Here is a 20,111-nt window from a genome sequence, read left to right as displayed (position 1 = left end):
CGGAAAAAATATAGATATAAAAAGGAAAAATTCATCTTGGTTTAGTAAAAAAATATTTCTTATCGGTTAGTCAAATAGGTGAGTGTTATGTGAGTCAAAAATAAAGGAATGTTGTTAGAAAGTATTATTAATAAAAGCTTAAAACTATTTAATGAACGAGTGGGAAGTTTTTTTATTAAGCGTAATTTAGATATCAATATTTTTAGAATTGACACTAACAATTATGTCTACGGAAAACTAAAGACCAAGTCACAGGCAGATTATTATGGTTTTTATGCCCATAAATATTACGATTTCGAAGCAAAGGAAACAAAAGATAATGTTTTTTCGTTAAATCAAATTAAAGATCACCAACTTAATCACCTGTTAACGGTTCACCATAATTACGGTTATGCTTTTGTTATTATCGCTTTTATTAATACAAATAGTTATTATGCTGTTGGAATTCAAAAACTATATCATTTATATCTTAGGACACGCAAAAAAAGAATCAAACGCGAATGGTTTGATTCTTATGCGATTAAAATCGAATTAATTTTTCCCGGAATATTTGATTGAGAGGAACTTTTAAAAAAATTACAACAAGATATTGAGTTTTAATTATTTTTTAGAATCATAAATTCTATTTAGTAATTGCAATAAATTATGAGTAATTGTGCTAATTTTTTGTGGATTATTAATATTTAATCCATCAAAACAAATGGCCATTACATAATTTTTGAAAAACTCATAATTACTATTAAAATGTTGTTGCAAATATACAATATTTTTCTTTAAATAATCATTGTATGTTGGCTCATCAAGAAGTGATAATAGGCGACCAATTTTTAATAAAGAGATGTTTTGAATAATAGTTTTTGTTTCCATAAAGAAAACACTAATTTTGGGGCGTAACTGACGAATAAATAAAAAATCTAATTCTATTCCTTCATAATCTTCATATCCTAGACTATTGTATCACTCATATTCCTTTTCAAGATTATAAATAAGGAACAAGCTTGCAGTTTCCAAATGGTTATTAAATGTGTGTTCTTTTTCTAATAAATTAAAAAAATTTTCAGGTTTTTCAACGTCGCCAAAATGATTAATTAAAAAAAATCGGGCTGAATCTTTTAATCACGTTTGATTTGCATCACTAGCAATAGCATCTGAGCAAAAATCTTTTAAACCTTCTTGTACAAAATATAAATCAGCTAGCTTTAAAATTGCATCATCGTTAATGCTTTTTGTTCTCGAAGAAACAAGGCTCTTGTTAAAATCTTTAAAATTTTTTAAACCTGTAACAAGAAACTCATAAGCGTTATTAATTTCGGTAATATGCTCATCAAATTGCTTAATTTTTGATGCTAAAAAATCGTTGTTAATCTTGTTCTCGTTTGTCATTTTTAATTCCTAAATCTGCCAATTCATCATCAACAACCACACTTGGCGCATTAAGCATCATATCAACACCTTGGTTATTTTTGGGGAATACAACTACATCACGAATCATTTCACTGTTAATTAAAATCATCATTAAGCGATCTAAGCCGAGCGCAATCCCAGCATGCGGCGGAACTCCATAGCTAAATGCCTCTAATAAAAAACCAAACTTATTTTCTACTTCATCTGCATCCATTTGGATTGATTGAAACATTCGTTTTTGAATATCTGAGTTAGTGATCCGCACTGAACCACCACCAAGCTCATATCCATTTAATACAATGTCATAACTGCGCCCAAAAGCATTTGCCTGGTTTATATCAAAATCTTGTTCACATACAGTTGCCGGTGCTGTAAAAGGGTGGTGAGCTGCAACAAAACGATTAGTTTCGTCATCAAATTCATATAATGGTCAGTCAATAATTCAAGTGAAAGCATAAGTATTAGGCACTTTTAAATTAATTAAACTTGCTAATTGTGTACGAACAATCCCTAAAGCGTTAGTAGCAATTTTGTATTCATCAGCAACTAATAGCAAAGTCCCTGATGTTTGGTTTTGCTGTTTAATTAGATCTAAATATAAGTGGTGGTCATCTGCTAATTTAGCAAATGAACCATCAACAACTGTATTGTTTTCAACTCGCATCCAAATTAAACCTTTTGCTTTTTTATCTTTAGCAAATTTCTCTAATTCCTGAACTTGTTTTTTTGTTAACAAATATTCGGTAAAAATATAACGAATTACTTTATTGCTCTCTAGAGTTGAACGCAAAATATTAGATGCAGAACGTAAAAAAAGATCGTTTGTATCTTGAATATTTAAACCATAACGTAAGTCTGGTTTATCAGTACCATATCAGTGCATTGCATCTTTGTATCTCATTCTCGGAAAAGGAGATTCTAATTGAATATTTAAAGTTTTTTTAAAAACTTCAACTAACATTTGTTCAATTAAACTCTGAATGTCCTTTTCATTCACAAAACTCATTTCAATATCAATTTGAGTGAATTCCGGTTGTCGGTCACTACGTAAATCCTCATCCCTAAAACATTTGGTAATTTGGAAATATTTTTCAAATCCCGCTAACATTAATAATTGTTTGTAAATTTGTGGTGATTGAGGCAATGCATAGAATTTATGACTTCTTGTAGGAACAAGAAAATCACGTGCTCCTTCGGGTGTTGGTTTACCTAAAACGGGAGTTTCAGTTTCAATAAAATCTAAACGGTGTAAGTATTCCCGCACAATTTGAGTTACTTTTGATCGTAATGCAAAAGTTTTTAAATTAACTGGACGGCGAAGATCAAGATAACGATAGGTATATCGAACATCTTCGTTTGCATCGGTGATATCTTCAATAATTAATGGAGGAGTTTTAGATTGCGCTAAAATTTCAACATTTTTAGCATGTAGCTCATAATCACCTGTTAATAAGTCTGGATTTTTTTGTTTTCTTCTTAACAATACACCCGTGACGTAAACAACATCCTCGCGATTTAATTTATTTAAAGCGCTAAAAACATCATCTTCATTGGTCGCAAAAATTTGCACTAATGCATATCTATCACGAATATCTACAAAAACTAGATTCCCCAGTTTACGAACTTTCTTAACTCATCCTTTTAAGGTAATTTCTTGATCTAGATAATGATCGCTAATTTGGTTATTATTTATTTTCATTGTTTGCACCTTGGTTTAACAATTCTTCAAAATTTTTAATTTGTTGAGTTTGATCTGCTTCGTTAACAACAATCACATTATGGTTATTTTGTCATTCTTTCTCAGCAAAGATAATGATTTGTTTTGGTTTGGTTTTTTTTGCACGTTTAAAAATCTTATCGAATTTACTAACTTCATACAAAACATCCGTTTTTAAATGACTAGCTCGGAAACTACTGGCTAATAAATGTGCACATTCAGCGAAACTAGAATCCGTATATCCAATTAAATAATCTGATAAATACGTAGGTTCATTCTGCTGTTCAACATCCTTTAAGGCAATTAAAATTCGTTCGACACCACACCCAAATCCAATTCCATTATAATCTGGTCCATTTAATTCACTTAATAATTTCATATAACGACCACCACCAATTACAGTTGATTGACCAACTAATAAATCAGATGTGCTAATAAATTCAAAAACTACACCAGTGTAATAGTCAAGACCGCGAACTAAATTAAGATTAATATCATATTTAATATTTTTTGCGTCTAGTAATGAACATAAGAATGCAAATTCTTTTTTTTCATCCTCGTCCCAAAAACTATCAATTTTAGGTGCATTTTGCACAAAATCTTTTTTTGATTCAATCTTATCATCAAGAATACGTAGTGGATTAATATTTAAGCGCTCACGACTAACTGGTTCTAGTTCATTTAGATAATTTGCAAAATATTTTTGCAGAGCATTAATTCAAGTAGCACGTTTTTTCGGAGTTGAAATATAGTTAATTTCCAAACGGTATTTATTGATTTTTAAATCTTTTAATATTTGATTTGCAAAACTAATAATTTCAAAATCTGTGTAGATACTATTAGAACCTAGTAATTCTACCCCAAACTGGTGAAACTGACGTTGACGACCGCTTTGGGGTCGTTCGTAACGAAAACACGGTTCAAAATATGCTATTTTTAAAGGTAAAACATTTTGGAATAATAACTTATTTTCAATAACAGCACGCAAAGCGGGAGCTGTTCCTTCTGGTCGCAATGCAATCCAACGTTCCCCTTTGTCTTGAAAAACGTACATTTCCTTAGAAACGAGATCTGATGTTTCACCTGATGAACGATTAAATAGTTCGTAATGTTCAAAAACTGGTGTTTTAATTTGATTATAGCCATAAATATTTGCAAGATTTAATAGCTTTTGTTCCAGATTCCTAAAAGCATCTAGTTCTTGGCCGTATAAATCAACTGTTCCCCGAATTCGATTAATTGTTTGACTCATTGTTGTGTTCCTCAATACATATTCTTAATAAAGCACTAAAGTAAGGATTTACTTTGAAAGGACGTGTAGAAAACTCGGGATTAAAATTACATGCGATAAAGTATTTTTTGTCGCTGTACTCTAATACATCAATAAAATTATCACTATCTACACCGGCAATTAATAACTTATCATTCTCATTTATTTCTTTTTTTAATTCATTATAACCTAAAAAAACTCGTTGCAAATGACGCATATTAATTTTTGTTTTTTTAAACAAATCATAACTTAGCGAATTCTTACTTAAATTTGTTGGAAATGAACCAAACTTAACCATTTCTTCTTTCAAAATAAAATAATCTTTCAAATAAGCTACAGAATGTTCCTTGTTAAATTTAATTTGCGGTTTTATTTCTTTTATATTTATTAAAAAATCATAAACAAATAAATTAATTGCATTACCAATAACTAATGTTGGGATATTATGCTCGCGTGCGTACGCCAGTGCGCATACCGAACCACTAAATCCGTTTTCCTTGCCTGTATACGACGGGAAAATAAACGCATTAATGTTAGCTAGTTCGTCTTGAACATTTGTTGCATCCAATGCTTTTGCTTGAATGAAAACTAATTCTAAATCCACACTTTGATTATATGCTGCAATATTTAGGCTTTCAATAATTGATTTATAAGCATCGGGCAATTCAATATATTTACCAATAATCCCTACTCTCAACTTATATTGTTTAGGAGCGGTAATTTGGTTAGTGAAACTATATCAATGACTCAATGTTGGTTTGCTTACTTTTAATCCGAAGTAGTCAAGAATTGACTTATGAATTTTTTGTTTAAATAAAACATTTGGTAATAAATAAACTGAACTAACATCTGGTGCAACAAAAATATTTTGTTCTTCAATTAAACAAGATCACCCTAGCTTTTCAATTGTTTTTTGGTCAACTTCCTTAGATGATCGTAACAATAGAATGTCAGGTTGAATACCTAATGAACGCAGCGCACGTACACTATGCTGTGTTGGTTTTGTTTTCAACTCTTTAACGTTATTAATGTAAATTAGGGGCGAGCAATGCACACACATCACATTCTCTCGACCATATTTGTGAATAAATTGAGAAATTGCTTCAATAAAGGGAAGCGACTCAATATCACCAATTGTACCTCCGATTTCAACAATTACAAAATCTACATCAAGAGTTTCACTAACTTTTTGAACATATAAAATAATATGATTTGTTATGTGTGGAATTGTTTGGACAGTGACATTTTTAAATTCATTATGTCGTTCCTTAAAAGTAATTTCTGAATAAACTTTTCCGGCACTAATGGATGCGTATTCATTTAAATCAATATCAATAAAGCGTTCATAAGTTCCCAAGTCCAGATCGGCTTGTTTACCATCTTTAGTAACAAAAACTTCCCCGTGTTGGTAAGGAGAGAGATATGTTGGGTCTGCATTTAAATAAGGGTCTAGTTTTTGCATCGCAACTTTAAACCCTAATTCAACCAAAATCCGACCAATACTGCTCGCACTAACACCTTTACCAAGTGAAGAATAAACCCCACCAGTAATAAATATATATTTTGTTTTTTGTTCTTTATTTATCATTACACTAACTTCCATTCATTCATTACGTTTTTAACACGAAACTCGTCAAGAATCACTTGCAAATGTTTGTCATTTTTCACATAAACTACAAGTTTTGTTTCATGTGTTTTGTTAATTTTATGTTTATTAATAATTAATGATGACATATTCGCGCGATAACGAATTAAAACCTGAGCAATTATATTCCCTAGTGATTCGCTTCAATTTCCCTTTAATTCTAATTGACATAAGAATGATCGGGGGCGAGCACTTAATTTTTCCTTTGATCAATTGACGACAATTGTTTTGGCTTTTGTACTTTTAATTTTCCGACAATCAGAGCGGTGAATTTCGATTTTATTGCGAATCAATTTCCCAACACAGTCAAAACCAGGGATTTTTGAACAACAAGGTGTAATAACTAACTCATTAAAATATAAATTTTCTAATCCATCAAAATAAGAATTAGCAATTAACCATTTTCATGTTTGAGATTTAATATGGTTAATTGCTTTTTTACTAACTTGTTTGTTGTCACTAAAAACACTATATTTAATATCTTCATTAATGTCAGCAATATTTGTTAAGTCAATAAATTCCATAAAATCATTGATGTTAAATTCATCTACTAGTCGTTGCATCGCTTGGTCAGCTGTGATAATTCGTTGGTCTAAATAAAAACTGGCATCGCGTAAGAATTGTTCTTTATTTGCACGTCTATAATTTTCTAAATGGCGAAGTTTGTCACGAATATGTTTTTTGACCACTTCATTGTTTGCGGCACGCAATCATGATTGATTAACACTTTCTTCAGTTTGACTATATACAATTTTAATTGTATCTCCTGCTTCCATATGTGTATCAAAATGCGCACGTTCACCATTTAAATAAATGGCAATAATTTTAAAAAAATTTAACGTATCATAGCGATAAGCTAAATCTAATAATGTGTGATTACTTGCAACTGTTAGTCATTCGTTAGAGTTTATAATCAAAACATCAAAAATTGTTGATGTTGTAATATTTTTAACTTGATTAACATCCTTAATTTCATTATTAATAAAATCCCGCATGAGCATTGTTTTATCCACGGTTGATGATATTTTTGAAAAATTATCCTCTTTGTATTTTCAATGAGCTGCAAGACCATAATTTGCAAAAGTATGCATTTTTTCTGTTCTGATTTGAATTTCAAATAAAGTATTTTCGAACGAAATTGTTGTATGAATCGACTGATAAAGATTCCATTTAGGATTAGAAATATAATCTTTAAACGTGTTGATAATATATGTAAAATTCATATGAATCAAACCTAGTGCTTGGTAACATTCATGCACATCATACACTATTAATCGCAATGCATAAATATCGTGGATATTTTTAATTTCATAACCCTGGGTTGTTTTTTTGTAAGTTGAATAAATCCCTTTAATTCGTGATTCAAGCTTAGCTTTAATATTATTAGCTTCTAAAATTTTATTTAACCGACTAGTTGCTTCATCTCATTTGTTCTTATTGATTGAAATAATTTCATCAAGAGTATTCTTTACTCGATAATAATTTTGGGGATCAAGAACTGCAAATGACATATCAAGTAAATCAGTTTTAACTTTATACATCCCAAGTCGGCCAGCAATATTTGCATAAATATCTAATGTTTCCTTTGCAACTCGTTGTTGTTTTTCTGCACGTAAATAATCAATCGTTAGCATATTGTGATAGCGATCTGCAAGTTTAATTATCATTGCTCGGATATCTTCAACCATACTCATAAAAACTTTAATTGAATACATTTCCAAAGTTTTATCTTTATTAATTTTATTTCGTTGGTTGCGCGCATATACAGATACCTTAGTAACATACATAACTAATTTAGTAACTTCTTGACCAAAAGCAGCATTTAATTCCTGCTCACTACAATTAGTATCCTCAATTACATCATGTAACATCCCTGCAACCAATGTTTTTTCATCCATTAACCAGGATACTAAAGTTTTAACTGTCGTAATTGGATGAACAATAAACGGTTCGCCAGACTTACGTTGTTGATCACCATGTTTCTGATTGGCAAACACAAACGCTTCGTTTACCATATCAATTGTATGTTGACTATATTCTTTTGAAACCATTAGCTGGTTTAACTCATTCATGAGTTGTTGCACTAAATTTTGCATATGATCACCTTAAATAATAATTATAAATTATTAAAAACTATCTAACATAACAAATCTGCATGAAAATCTTAAGTATATAAATAAAAACTCCTATTGCTAGGAGTTTAGTAATATTAATGGTGGTTTCGGACAGAATCGAACTGTCGACACACGGATCTTCAATCCGTTGCTCTACCGACTGAGCTACGAAACCATGGCGGTCCTGACGGGAGTCAAACCCGCGATCTCCTCTGTGACAGAGAGGCATGTTAATCACTACACCACAGAACCAATGGTTGCGGGAGATGGATTTGAACCATCGACCTCCAGATTATGAGCCTGACGAGCTACCAAACTGCTCTATCCCGCGATATGAAAACACAATTAAGTGTTGATTATAAATGGCGGAGAAAGAGGGATTCGAACCCCCGCGCGGCTCACACCGCCTCTCAGTTTTCAAGACTGATCCCTTCAACCGGACTTGGGTATTTCTCCGTATATACATCTATATATTATAACAAATATTTAGATGAATTTGTATTTAATTTAATGGTGCTTCTAACAGGACTTGAACCTGTAACCAACCGATTATGAGTCGGGGGCTCTAACCAAATTGAGCTATAGAAGCAATGGTGGCTGAACTGAGATTCGAACTCAGAACCTCCCGGGTATGAACCGAGCGCTCTAACCAATTGAGCTATCCAGCCAAAAATGGTCGGGAAAACAGGATTCGAACCTGCGACCCCCTGGTCCCAAACCAGGTGCACTACCAAGCTGTGCTATTTCCCGATGAAATAACTTTTTAAAAAAGTTATCATAATTTTAAATGGCGCACCCTAAAGGAGTCGAACCCATAACCTTCTGGTCCGTAGCCAGACGCTCTGTCCAATTGAGCTAAGGGTGCATGGAGGTGCCAGTCAGATTCGAACTGACGAATAAGGAGGTTGCAGCTCCTGACCTTACCACTTGGCTATGGCACCATTTTGCTGAATAATGCACATATCCCATACATATATGCTTTAAAACATACTAATATAGTATAGCAAAACAAATAGCCAAATGCAACTGTTTTTTATATTAATTTTATTTTTTTAAAATTTCGCTCAAAATTGTTTGTTATCAAGAATAGCAATATATTAAGAAATAAAGCAAAAAGATTTATTTATGTGAAAAAAATTAATCTTTTTCATAGCGAACAACTGATGTAATTTTAATTGGAATCTTCTTTTCTACATCAAATTCTACAATAATGCCACAGAACATATAGGGATTATTACTCGGAGTGAGAATAAAACGTTTGCTTGGGTCTCTAAACTTTGCAATAATTGTTTCCGGTTGCGCTCCGATAATACTATTTGCGGGTCCACACATTCCTAAATCAGTTTGAAAAGCGGTATTTTCATAAATCCGTGCATCATTAGTTGGAATATGGGTGTGCGTCCCATAGATTACACTAACTTTGTTTTTAAAATCTAAAAACAAAGCATTCTTCTCACTTGTAGTTTCCGCATGGAAATCCACAATATGAATATCAGCACGATTATTAGCAACAATTTCATCCAGGCACAAAAAAGGGTTTGATTGCATCCCTTTCATATCAATTGATAATCCTAATAAATTAGTAACACGAACTTGCAATCCACAAACTTCAAAAACATTTGACCCAACACCGTAATGAGCATAATGGTGTTTTGAATGAATATTAGCCGGACGGATTAAATTTGATTTTTGATCTAATAAATCAAAAATTTCATCTTGGTCTCACGTGTGGTTACCCATTGTAAAAACATCTACACCTGATTCCTCAAGTTCGTGAAAATGACGTACATTAAGTCCTTTTCCATGAGTTGTATTTTCAGCATTCGCAATAACAAAATCAATTCCGTATTCTTTTTTCATAACCGGAATCTCGTTTTTTAAGGCTATGCGCCCTTGCTTGGAAAAAACATCACCTAACATTAAGATTTTCATAATTATTATTTTTCTTTTTTACTTAAACTTTTGATATTATAACAAATAGTTATATGTTTTTTTGATCTGCTAAAATAAATTTCTAAATTATCTTGGTCTTTTCCAACAACAACTCCAGAACCAAAAACTGTATGTATAACTTCATCACCAACAAAGTAATTGTTCTCTTTTTTCTGGTGATAATTGTTTTGAATATTTTCAATTTGTTTTTTACCTTGATGAATTGATAAGTCATTTTCATATTGTTGCAGACTTTGTGCAGCATAGGATCGGTATGCTGGAGTCTTTGGTAAATTTGATGATAAATTTTCTAAATTTTTAACTCCAATTTCGTTTACAAATTGCGAAATTGCACCAGTCTTCTTCGAACGCAAAGTGGTTAAAGGAGATGCTGTTAAATACAATGCTTTTTTCGCACGAGTTAACGCAACATAACATACACGGCGTTCCTCCTCAATACTTTGTTCTTCAATTGAGTAATAACTTGGAAAATCACCTTGATTCATTCGCATCAAAAAAACATAAGGGAATTCAAGTCCTTTTGATGTATGAACTGTCATTAAATTAACGGCATTATCTTCAATTCGTTTGCTATCGTCATTTGTATATAAAGTAATATCATTTAAATAATCACTTAATTCTGCGTTGGAAATATTTTGATAATAACGTTCAATTCCTCTTTGTAATTCCATTACATTATCTCATTTATTATCAGCAGTTTCCTCTTTAGACGCCAAAAATTCTCTATAGGCAATCTTTTCTAACACCATAGGAACAATGTCAACAAGAGTATTTTGATCTAAATAAGCTTTTAATTCACTAATTAATTCATAAAAATCTTTAAAGCGTAGACGTTGTTTATCATTATATTCAGGAATTAAATCAACTTTACTCATCGCTTCTGCTAGGGTAATATTGTGTTCATTTGCATATTTTTTTAATAAATCTAAGGTTTCTGCTCCGATTTTTCGGCGAGGTTTATTAATAATTCTAATTAAAGCAAGTTCATCTCAACTTTGAATAACATGTAAATAACTAATAATATCGCGTATTTCTTCTCGTTCAAAAAATGTTCGCGAACCAAATAAGTTATAAGAAATTCCATATTCGATTAAACGTTGTTCAATTGCACGTGACATTTGGTTTGAGCGAAAAAGAACACAAATATCCTGTAGAGGGATATTCTTTTCTTTTAACGAAATAATTGATTGAACAATTCACGTAACTTCATCCTCTTCACTCATAAAATGCTTAAAGGTTGGTTTAGTGTTTGAACCACTAAAAGAAATAAGATGCTTTTTAATTTCACGCGTGTTTGTATTAATCAAATTATTTGCTGCATCTAAAATTTCTTGGCTTGATCGGTAATTCATTTTTAAGACAATGATTTCTGTTGCAGGAAAATCATATTGAAACTGACTTAAAACTCGTTCCTTAGCACCCCGAAATGAATAAATCATTTGGTCAGGATCACCTACCGCAAATACATTACTGTGTTTTTGTGCAAGCGCTTGAACTAATTGATATTGAATTTCATTGGTGTCCTGAAATTCATCCACTAGTACCGCATCGAAACGGTTTTGTCATTTAGTTAGTACATCAGGAAATTGCATAAATAATTGAGCAGTAAGTAACAAAAGATCATCATAGTCAACGTAACTATATTGCTTACATTTTTGTTGATATGAATCAAAAATGTTTTTTAAATCCTGCTTTGTCATTGCACTTGCTTTGTTATTATCTTTTCATTTAAAGTTAGTATTTAAATATTGATCACCAACAGTTTTTAACAATGAAATAATACTCAAAACCTTTTTATAAGGAAGTTCTTTGTAGTCGTATTTTTTCTCCTCATAAATAATATGTAAAAGATCGATTGCCGCAAGCTGATCAATAATTTTGTAATTTGTACTATATCCCAAACGCGCAATATCTTCTCTTAAAACACGTGCGCAAAATGCATGAAATGTTCCTAAATTAGGAATTTTTAAATCAATCAAATCCCGAACACGCTCTTGCATTTCTGTTGCTGCTTTTTTAGTGAATGTAAAACCAAGAATTCGTTGGGGATTAATATGGTATTCATTAATCATAAATGCCATTCGTAAAGTCAGGACTTGAGTTTTTCCTGTTCCTGCCCCTGCGATGACCAGATAAGGCCCCAGTGAAGCAGTTACAGCTTGGTGTTGTTCTTTGTTTAATTTATTAATGGCACTTTGAATATTCATAAATACTCCTCTTTTATTTAATTTGATCTAATTCTTTTAAAACCTCATTATAATGATCAGTTACAGGTTTAGAATGTGGTTGGTTTTGGGGTTTATCTTTTATTATTTGAACATTTCGCAAGTCTAAAACCGCAACATTAGCCATTTGGTCTTGCAAAGGTCGCTGAAACCTTTTTAGAAACAAACTAATCAATGCGATAATGCTTAATAAACCAATAATTGAAAATAAGCTTTTTGATAAGTATGCTAACACTTGTGCAGTTGTATCAGCATCATCAGGTGTATTAATAGCAATTGCACCCCTAATAAATTGAATATATTGGAACCGTTGATACTTGTCATTAATGTCGAATGCAAATCCAAAACTAACAACAAGTAGTGAAACCAATGAAAATAAAAATCAAACAAGTAAAGATTGCTTGATTAGGGATAAACATAAAATTCTTTTATCGTTTTGTTTAACTAATGAAATAATATGAATCTTAAAAACCCTACGAAACAAAGTAGCAGAATGATTAAATGTTGGAATAATAATAAAATAAGTAAAGTAAACGACGAAAGAAATCAGGGCCATCACAAACACTCGTCATGGTTCAAAAACGGGTTTTTGCAATACATTTTCTAATGTTGTATCTTTTTGCGACACAAACAAGTCTCTAAACGCAAATTCAGATTTAATGAAAACAAGAAAAGATAAACCAATTGCAAGCAAAAAAACAAAAATGAAATCTGTAGCTGCTGCCTTCATTCGTTGCCCTTTTTTGACTAACGAATACTCTCTGTCATAATCAAACACAATATCACTCCTTTAACAATATTTATATTATATAAGGACTAGTCATAAAATACTATGACAGTTCTTTTGTTTTTCTTAAACTCCTAAATGATTAAAAAACTAGACCTAGAGTAGGTCTAGTTGGAAATAATGGCGCACCCAAGAGGACTTGAACCCCTAACATTATGTTCCGAAGACATACGCTCTATCCGATTGAACTATGGGTGCATACATATTAATTATAATAAAAAAATCTGCTTTTGCAGATTAGTTTTTAAATGGCGCACCTGAAGGGATTCGAACCCCTGACCGTACGCTTAGAAGGCGTATGCTCTATCCTACTGAGCTACAGGTGCTTTTTTTAAATACTCTATATATTATAAGTAAATGTCTATCAAAAAACCAAATAAATTATTTTTAGCCTAAAAAACAATATTTTGTTTATTATCGTCATGTCATTAAAAATAATTTTCTTTTTTAGTAAATTTGTAAAGAATCAACGGTTGTTACTAATGAGGTGAAGAAAATGAAGAAATATAAATTAATTAATCAAATCCTACAAAACCTTTATTGTCAGCAATGAAACAATCAACATTTATCCACTTTTATTAAGTGTTGATGATTTTGTAAGTGGTATCAAATATACAAACGCTATTTAATCACTCAATATACTAAAATGAAAGGATGATATTTCTTATGATAATTAATACGCCTATTATCTATAACCAAATTGCCAGTCAAACCTCACGACATAAGCAATCAGAAAAGCAAAATTATTATATTAGACCAATGAATATTCCTTATGAACTTGCAGATTATTTTGAAAACAAAAATCGTGTTTTTTATATCAATCAGTACACAGTTAGACACGAAACAATTCGTAACGTACTACAATTGAAAATTATTGTACATATAATGGGTGATTTTCAATTGCCAAATAATTATTTTTATTTAGATATTAATTCATCTATAGGAGTTTTTAAAAATCTAAGTTTAGTTGAGGAGGCAACAAAAGAAATTCGATTTTCATCAGGAGGAACACGAATACAACATGAATTTATGACTAATGTTAGTATTAATCTTAACGAAACCGGATTAAGCACACAGGAAATTATTAAACAAATGATGGAATTTAGAATGCAAATTAAAATCACAGATGATGTCCGGGTACATGATCAGATTAATTATATTTCTAACCGCACTAGTGTTCTTAAAACTCTAAATTGACAAAAGCTACGGCCATATATTTACTATTATGCAAATACCTTTCCATTAAATAACCCACTTAATTTAAATGCAAACCATAGTGATGTTATTTTTCGTCTAGCAAACTATACACGAGAGCATCATTTTAAAAACAATAAACGTGCAAGCGAACTAGGCAACTTAAATGTTCAATCATGAATGTATGTACAACGTGACGATGTCGTTCAAATTAAATTCTGATTTACTTATAAAAATCTTGCTAATGAAACAAAACGCTTTGAATGAATAGAACCATTAGATACATTGAATGAGAATTTTAATCCTGAAACAAAAGTCTTAAAATTAAATCCTAAAACACCATTACGTTATGATTTTTTAAACGACGAGATTGTAATCGATATACAAAATGGTTTTAGAGGAATTTGATTACCAAAAGCACAAACCGTCCAATTAAACGCCACAATTAAAACTAATTATAAAACACCGGCAACTTATAAAATTAAACAGGATTTAGTTTTTGACAACAATTTCATTAGTAACAATAAACCATTAATTAAAATTGAAAGTTTGGAGATTAAAAATTATGAAGGTTTCACAGAAATTTAAATACATATGACAAAAACCGCATACTAAAACTATATTTTTTTCGTTACTAGGCTTAGGGATTATTGGATCGGGTGTAGGTCTTGGAATTGCGCTATCTACTAAAAAAGTCGAAAAATCACATAATAAATCTATTGATGTCATTCCGTTTCAACCCTTGAATAAAGATCAATCAAATTTAATAATAGAAAAAAATAAAATCTTCAATATTACAGGTACAAAAAAAGTACTAGATAAAAACGATCAAATTAAAGAAATAAGAAAAGAAATTCTCATTGTCAATGAACCTGAAAAAATAATTAGCAACCAAAAAACAAAACCATTAACAGAAATTCCTGCCATCACAAAACATTTAGAAAACAAAAGGGATAGTACACCGAATATCAAAGAACCACAAATAGATAAAAACAATAAAATTATTGAACAATCTAGTTCAATGAAATCAATCAACTCAATAATTAATAACAAAACAACACAAAACACTAATGATAGTGCACTTAAAGAAGAGCATGATGATTCTGGTAATCAGCCTTTGGACAATACAGAATCTACAACCGAAGACATCCTTCAACCTGAAGCCGCTGTTTATAAACCTGAATCCAATGACAAAATCATTGTCCCAATTGCTAATAAACTAATAGATAATATCCAACATGAAGCAGAAATTGAGCACATTAAATTAACACGCTTTAACATTATTAACGTTTTAAAAACAATGCCAGATTTTTTAGAACTAATTGACTATCAAATATTTTTTAACACAGACGATGGTAGAAAAGAGTTTGCTGAATCTAAAATCAAAGAGCAGTTAAAACTAATAATTATTAAAGCCATTCTTTCATTTGATCAATTTAAACGAATATGAAATACACTAGAATATGATGTAAAATATAAGTTAATCAATCAACAACTACTAATTGTTGCTAATTGACAAATTAATGACCCCAATACACCAGTAAAACAACAGTTCTATGATCAAATAATTATAAAATTATCTTAGGAGGAATTATGGACGTACGGAAAACTATTGTGAGAATTGCACAAACAAAGAAAATAAACATTGGAGATATTAATAATCCAGCGACAAATTTAAAAAGTTTAGGGATTGATTCGCTTGCAGCAATGGATCTAATTGTTGATATTGAAGATGAATTAAATGTGCGCTTGAGCGATGACGAACTAATTAGTATTAAAACCCTAAAAGATTTAATCGAAGCATTTGAGAAACACTTTTAGTGTTTCTTTTTTCTTGTAAATATTGTATAATATTATGGTGTATTTTATAGGGGTATAGTTCAATTGGCAGAACTACGGACTTCAAATCCGTGTGTTGTGGGTTCGAGTCCTACTACCCCTGCCATTTAATAATAAAAGTAAGAGTATTAAACCTCTTACTTTTTTATTTATTTACAACAAAAAACAATCAAAGATAATTAATCTTGATTGTTTTTTATTTCTTAAATTATCTTTGATCAGTTGCTAATTTGTAGAATGTTCTTAACATAACACCTGTACCTTGGTGCCCAACATCTGCAGTAATCGCAACGTCAAAGTGTGCGTATGGTTTATCTTCTGTAAATTCTTTTAGATAAGCGGCTGCACGTGAAGAACCACCCCGTGGGTCACTTACAGAGTTAGCAATATCAGCTACATTTGATTTTAATAAATTTTTAAAATCATAATGGAACGGCAAACGTCACACTAGTTCCCCAGCATATTTCGCTGCTGCTTCTGAATCTCTTCATAAGCAATCAGTTGTTGTTCAAACTCCTGAATAAGTTTCACCTAAAGCATAAATCATTGCGCCAGTTAAAGTGGCAATATCAATTAATTTATCAGCTTTCATGTCCTTAGCAGCATATGTTAAAGCGTCACACAGGATTAAACGACCCTCAGCATCTGTATTATCAATTTCCACAGTTTTGCCATTGTAAGCAGTTACAACGTCATCTGGTCTTTGAGCTTCAATCCCAGCCAAATTAAATACTAGTGGGCAAAGCATTACAACATTTACTTGTTCTTTGTTTCGTGCTAAAGCATATAATGTTGAAGCGACAATAGCAGCTCCTGACATATCAAATTTCATTCAACGCATATGTGAACCAGTTTTAATGTTATTTCCACCAGTATCAAAACATACACCTTTACCAACGAATGCATATTTTTGGTTGCTTGGTTTTGTATTATATTCTAATACCAACAAACGCGGTTGGTAACTTTCTGACACAGCAGCTTTCCCAACACCATAGTGACACCCAAAACCTTTTTCTTTTAAATCATTACGATTTAAAACGCTAATTTTAACATTTTCAATTCCTGAGAATTTAGCACGAATTGCTTCTTCGAAATCACCAGGTGACATTTTGTTAGATGGTGTGTCTTGCAGCATACGAGCAAATGTTTGTGATTCAGCAATCACAACGTGTTTATCAATTAATAATTGCAATTCTGGATTATACACTAAATTGTGTTCATTTTTAGGAGTTTGATCCGTTTTTTCTGAATAAGGTGTTGCTTGAACATATTCTAATGCTGCGACAACGATCCCTACCACTGATTCTACTTGGTCTTCATTTACTAATTTTAAAAATGAATCAAGATTCACGCTTACAGGTTTAGCCGCAGATGATAAAAATTTAGTTAATGATCTTCAAAGTTCATTTGTGTCAAAATTTTCGCCAAAAACTAAACGATGCTCTTTTTCATATACATTTCCAAATACTTCATGTAATTTGTTTTTCTTTTCAAAACCTGGTGTGTTATGATCAGCACTTACAGCACTAAGTTCATAAACAAAGTTTTCTTTTTTATTAAAAGTCATAATATTCTCTTTCTTAAAATATATTCATTAATATATTAATTTTAATACATATGAACCTATTTCCTATTAGGTTTATATTTTTTCATGTATTAATTGTCTAATTTTTTAATTAAAGACGCAATTTCGTCATTTGTGATCTTCGCAATTTGTAAACGCAATACTTGTTCGCTATTCGCTTTCATTAAAACTAAATCACCCATACCATTTAAATTATGTAATCAATTGTGTTTAGAAATCAATGTCGATTCATACTCATTATTAAGTTTAAGAATTGCAATATTTTCAAACATTTCAGCTCAAGTACTTGTTGATTCATCAACGACTTCCGTCGCTAAAACAACAAGACATCCAACGCTGGCTGATAATGCAATAATATTTTGCATTAAAATTAAAAAACGGTCTTTATAAGGGCTTGATAGCATTGTTGCAAATTCACTCATCACTAGTAAACTCAACTTATATTGGTTGTTTGACATATGGTTTAATTCATAAAAATTATCTACACCCTTGCTGATCATTGTGTTTTTAATGTCATTAAATGTCGTCTGAATATTTTTTAATTGATTAATGACTTCATAAGGGTTAGAAAAGTTAATTACTTTACGTGTGTGTCTTAAATTTGCAAATGTCTTTGTTAATTTTGTATTATCATCAAATAAATATAAATCAATATCACTTGATTTATGTGTTAATAAACACCCAAGCACTAAATTAGATATTAGCATAGAACGGCCCGAACCTTTAGCAGATCCATAGATGATCAGATTTCCGTCTGATTCATTTGATCAGACAACCTCTCGATTTTTATCTTTTCCATAAATTAGATTGAAGTTTTCACGTTCTATATCATCAAGCATCATTATTTCATTTTTTAAACTAAATGAGCTGTTAAACTTACGGCTTGTAATTTGGATGGCAAGGTTTTTATTTTGTTGATAAAGTTTAATTTGTGCATCATTTTGATTCAAAGAAAGAGCTTCAATAATAATTAAATTATTTTGGGATATAAACTCGTTTAAATCTAAATTATCGGCACTGTAAACCACTTCTGCAACTGAAAAGTATGTGCTTTTATGTACAAGCTGGAAATTGAAGTTTTTTAGACGAGCAAATTGCATAAAGTTATGATCTACCTTATTAATCATATTATTTAATTCATGATAATAATCTTCATCCCCACTAAATACCACTTTTTCGTTTATGCTCATTTGCTTATTTTCTAATAACTCTTGAATAGACAATGTGAATTTTTGTGTTTTCTTAAATCCAGAGTTATCATCCGTTAGATTCAGTTTTTTTGTAAAACTTGAAGCCTTAGTTTGTTTGTAAACAACCGGTATAACATCTTCAGTCGGCGATGTTATTCCGGGGTTTTTTTCTTCTTCAACAGTTGGTTCATAAATAATTTGTTTTGGTGGAGTAACCACTTTCAAATCTTCTTTCTCATCAATACCAATTAGTTTGCTTTTAATCACCGATGATTCGACAAATTCTGCTGTTGGAACGCAAGATGTTTTAGTTTTAGTTTCTTCGTATGCATTTTCACGATCAACAAATATTTCTTGGTCATTGACCATCAGTGGTTTAGTAGTAATAACCGTTGGTGTATTTGGTGTTATTTGGTTTTGTGATTCTATACTTTCGTTAGATTGACTAATTTGCGTTGGTTGCTGGTTAATATTCTTTTCTACCGATATTCCTTGTTCCGTCTCATCAAACAACACAAACTGTTTTTTATGTGCATCATTTATATTCTTAACCAGTTTATTTAAAAATCATAATTTTGCTTTATAAAAATGTTTTCTATTTCGAATCACATAAATTCCAAAGAAAATAAAAATAGCTAGAAACACAAAACTTAATAAAACAATCATAAAAATAACAATATGACGAATATATAAATCTAAATTTGTGTAGCCAATAATTCCACCAAAACCAATGTTTTTTAGTAGGAAATAATATCGCAAATGACTAATGCTTAAGAAAAAATTTTCGCTCCATAAATTACTAAAAATCTGTGCATAATGTCCATCTACAAAAATATATGGTGCTGTAACAAGATTTAAATATGCAATATATCCTAAAAACAAACTGAAAATAATCGGAAACAAAACATAAACCGGAATTGTATATCTATTAAATATTTGCTTCCTAATTTTTTTAGTTCACCAAAAAATAGAAAGCAAAACTAAAAAGAAATAAATAATGTACTTGCTAAAACCAAAAAAGTATTCAATAACATAATCAACAATGCTAGTAAAATATGGAACTTTAGCGATGGTTGATAGTAGCAAAAAAAGTAAAACAGTATAAATTAATACTTTTCATTTTTTGGCTAATTGCTTTTGTTCTTTTTTAATTCTTTTTGGTTTATGAACTATTTCTTGCGTACTCAT

Annotated in this window: 14 protein-coding genes and 12 tRNA genes; 5 read left to right on the top strand and 21 right to left on the bottom strand. The window is 30.9% G+C overall.

The genetic code is table 4. The features are described 5' to 3' along the window. The first annotated feature begins 87 nt into the window (after window positions 1–87). Window positions 88–600 (top strand): Holliday junction resolvase RecU, encoded by a 513-nt coding sequence (locus tag OF377_RS02075; RefSeq protein ID WP_263836235.1) that lies wholly within the window; start codon window positions 88–90, stop codon window positions 598–600. On the opposite strand, the gene OF377_RS02070 is transcribed toward OF377_RS02075, so the two are convergent. The 19 genes from OF377_RS02070 to OF377_RS01980 all read right to left on the bottom strand — a co-directional run bounded on the left by OF377_RS02070 (window position 601) and on the right by OF377_RS01980 (window position 13,441). Beyond that, window positions 601–1,383: a hypothetical protein gene (locus OF377_RS02070; RefSeq protein ID WP_263836234.1), complete on the bottom strand. Its 783-nt coding sequence runs from the start codon at window positions 1,381–1,383 to the stop codon at window positions 601–603. Beyond that, window positions 1,361–3,103, bottom strand: a complete 1,743-nt coding sequence (aspS, locus tag OF377_RS02065; protein WP_263836233.1) for an aspartate--tRNA ligase — start codon at window positions 3,101–3,103, stop codon at window positions 1,361–1,363. Before aspS ends, OF377_RS02070 begins: the two co-directional genes overlap by 23 nt. Further along, window positions 3,090–4,373 (bottom strand): histidine--tRNA ligase, encoded by a 1,284-nt coding sequence (gene hisS, locus OF377_RS02060; RefSeq protein WP_263836232.1) that lies wholly within the window; start codon window positions 4,371–4,373, stop codon window positions 3,090–3,092. Before hisS ends, aspS begins: the two co-directional genes overlap by 14 nt. Then, window positions 4,357–5,979 (bottom strand): CTP synthase, encoded by a 1,623-nt coding sequence (locus OF377_RS02055; RefSeq protein WP_263836231.1) that lies wholly within the window; start codon window positions 5,977–5,979, stop codon window positions 4,357–4,359. Before OF377_RS02055 ends, hisS begins: the two co-directional genes overlap by 17 nt. Next, the gene (locus OF377_RS02050) at window positions 5,979–8,132 is read right to left on the bottom strand and encodes a RelA/SpoT family protein (protein WP_263836230.1); all 2,154 of its coding nucleotides are present in this window, start codon (window positions 8,130–8,132) and stop codon (window positions 5,979–5,981) included. The genes OF377_RS02055 and OF377_RS02050 overlap by 1 nt, the downstream gene beginning before the upstream one ends. Before the next feature lie 117 nt (window positions 8,133–8,249). After that, a tRNA-Phe gene (locus OF377_RS02045) sits at window positions 8,250–8,325 on the bottom strand. Between the two features lies 1 nt (window position 8,326). Beyond that, window positions 8,327–8,402: transfer RNA gene (locus tag OF377_RS02040), tRNA-Asp, on the bottom strand. 2 nt (window positions 8,403–8,404) lie between these two features. Next, a tRNA-Met gene (locus OF377_RS02035) sits at window positions 8,405–8,481 on the bottom strand. A 32-nt stretch (window positions 8,482–8,513) separates the two neighbouring features. Then, a tRNA-Ser gene (locus tag OF377_RS02030) sits at window positions 8,514–8,606 on the bottom strand. 55 nt (window positions 8,607–8,661) lie between these two features. Then, window positions 8,662–8,739, bottom strand: a tRNA-Ile gene (locus OF377_RS02025). A gap of 2 nt (window positions 8,740–8,741) precedes the next feature. Then, a tRNA-Met gene (locus OF377_RS02020) sits at window positions 8,742–8,818 on the bottom strand. A 5-nt stretch (window positions 8,819–8,823) separates the two neighbouring features. Then, window positions 8,824–8,900, bottom strand: a tRNA-Pro gene (locus OF377_RS02015). A gap of 38 nt (window positions 8,901–8,938) precedes the next feature. Beyond that, window positions 8,939–9,015, bottom strand: a tRNA-Arg gene (locus OF377_RS02010). Between the two features lies 1 nt (window position 9,016). Next, window positions 9,017–9,091 (bottom strand) — tRNA-Cys (locus OF377_RS02005). Window positions 9,092–9,287: 196 nt separating this feature from the next. Beyond that, window positions 9,288–10,082 (bottom strand): TIGR00282 family metallophosphoesterase, encoded by a 795-nt coding sequence (locus OF377_RS02000; protein WP_263836229.1) that lies wholly within the window; start codon window positions 10,080–10,082, stop codon window positions 9,288–9,290. A gap of 5 nt (window positions 10,083–10,087) precedes the next feature. Next, window positions 10,088–12,310, bottom strand: a complete 2,223-nt coding sequence (locus OF377_RS01995) for an ATP-dependent helicase (protein ID WP_263836228.1) — start codon at window positions 12,308–12,310, stop codon at window positions 10,088–10,090. Between the two features lie 13 nt (window positions 12,311–12,323). Beyond that, window positions 12,324–13,106, bottom strand: a complete 783-nt coding sequence (locus tag OF377_RS01990) for an RDD family protein (protein WP_263836227.1) — start codon at window positions 13,104–13,106, stop codon at window positions 12,324–12,326. Window positions 13,107–13,236: 130 nt separating this feature from the next. Continuing rightward, window positions 13,237–13,313: transfer RNA gene (locus OF377_RS01985), tRNA-Arg, on the bottom strand. A gap of 51 nt (window positions 13,314–13,364) precedes the next feature. Then, a tRNA-Arg gene (locus tag OF377_RS01980) sits at window positions 13,365–13,441 on the bottom strand. Between the two features lie 340 nt (window positions 13,442–13,781). Between OF377_RS01980 and OF377_RS01975 the strand changes: the two genes are divergently transcribed. The 4 genes from OF377_RS01975 to OF377_RS01960 all read left to right on the top strand — a co-directional run bounded on the left by OF377_RS01975 (window position 13,782) and on the right by OF377_RS01960 (window position 16,254). Further along, a complete protein-coding gene (locus OF377_RS01975) occupies window positions 13,782–14,897 on the top strand; it encodes a hypothetical protein (protein WP_263836226.1) in 1,116 nt (371 codons plus the stop codon). Then, window positions 14,875–15,894 carry a DUF5452 domain-containing protein gene (locus OF377_RS01970; protein WP_263836225.1) on the top strand — a complete coding sequence of 340 codons (1,020 nt, stop codon included), beginning with the start codon at window positions 14,875–14,877 and terminating at the stop codon, window positions 15,892–15,894. The genes OF377_RS01975 and OF377_RS01970 overlap by 23 nt, the downstream gene beginning before the upstream one ends. An 8-nt stretch (window positions 15,895–15,902) precedes the next feature. Continuing rightward, on the top strand, window positions 15,903–16,130 hold the full coding sequence (locus OF377_RS01965; RefSeq protein ID WP_263836224.1) for an acyl carrier protein: 228 nt from the start codon (window positions 15,903–15,905) through the stop codon (window positions 16,128–16,130). A 48-nt stretch (window positions 16,131–16,178) separates the two neighbouring features. Next, window positions 16,179–16,254, top strand: a tRNA-Trp gene (locus tag OF377_RS01960). Between the two features lie 102 nt (window positions 16,255–16,356). On the opposite strand, the gene OF377_RS01955 is transcribed toward OF377_RS01960, so the two are convergent. Both OF377_RS01955 and OF377_RS01950 read right to left on the bottom strand, forming a co-directional pair. Then, window positions 16,357–17,715, bottom strand: a complete 1,359-nt coding sequence (locus OF377_RS01955; RefSeq protein ID WP_263836223.1) for a leucyl aminopeptidase — start codon at window positions 17,713–17,715, stop codon at window positions 16,357–16,359. 89 nt (window positions 17,716–17,804) lie between these two features. Beyond that, window positions 17,805–20,111, bottom strand: a complete 2,307-nt coding sequence (locus tag OF377_RS01950; RefSeq protein ID WP_263836222.1) for an FtsK/SpoIIIE domain-containing protein — start codon at window positions 20,109–20,111, stop codon at window positions 17,805–17,807.

The sequence above is a fragment of the Ureaplasma sp. ES3154-GEN genome, assembly GCF_025780075.1.
Classification (GTDB): Bacteria; Bacillota_I; Bacilli_A; order Mycoplasmatales; family Mycoplasmoidaceae; genus Ureaplasma.
Note: the sequence above shows the minus strand (reverse complement) of the source record. Positions and strands in the feature narration are given on the sequence as shown.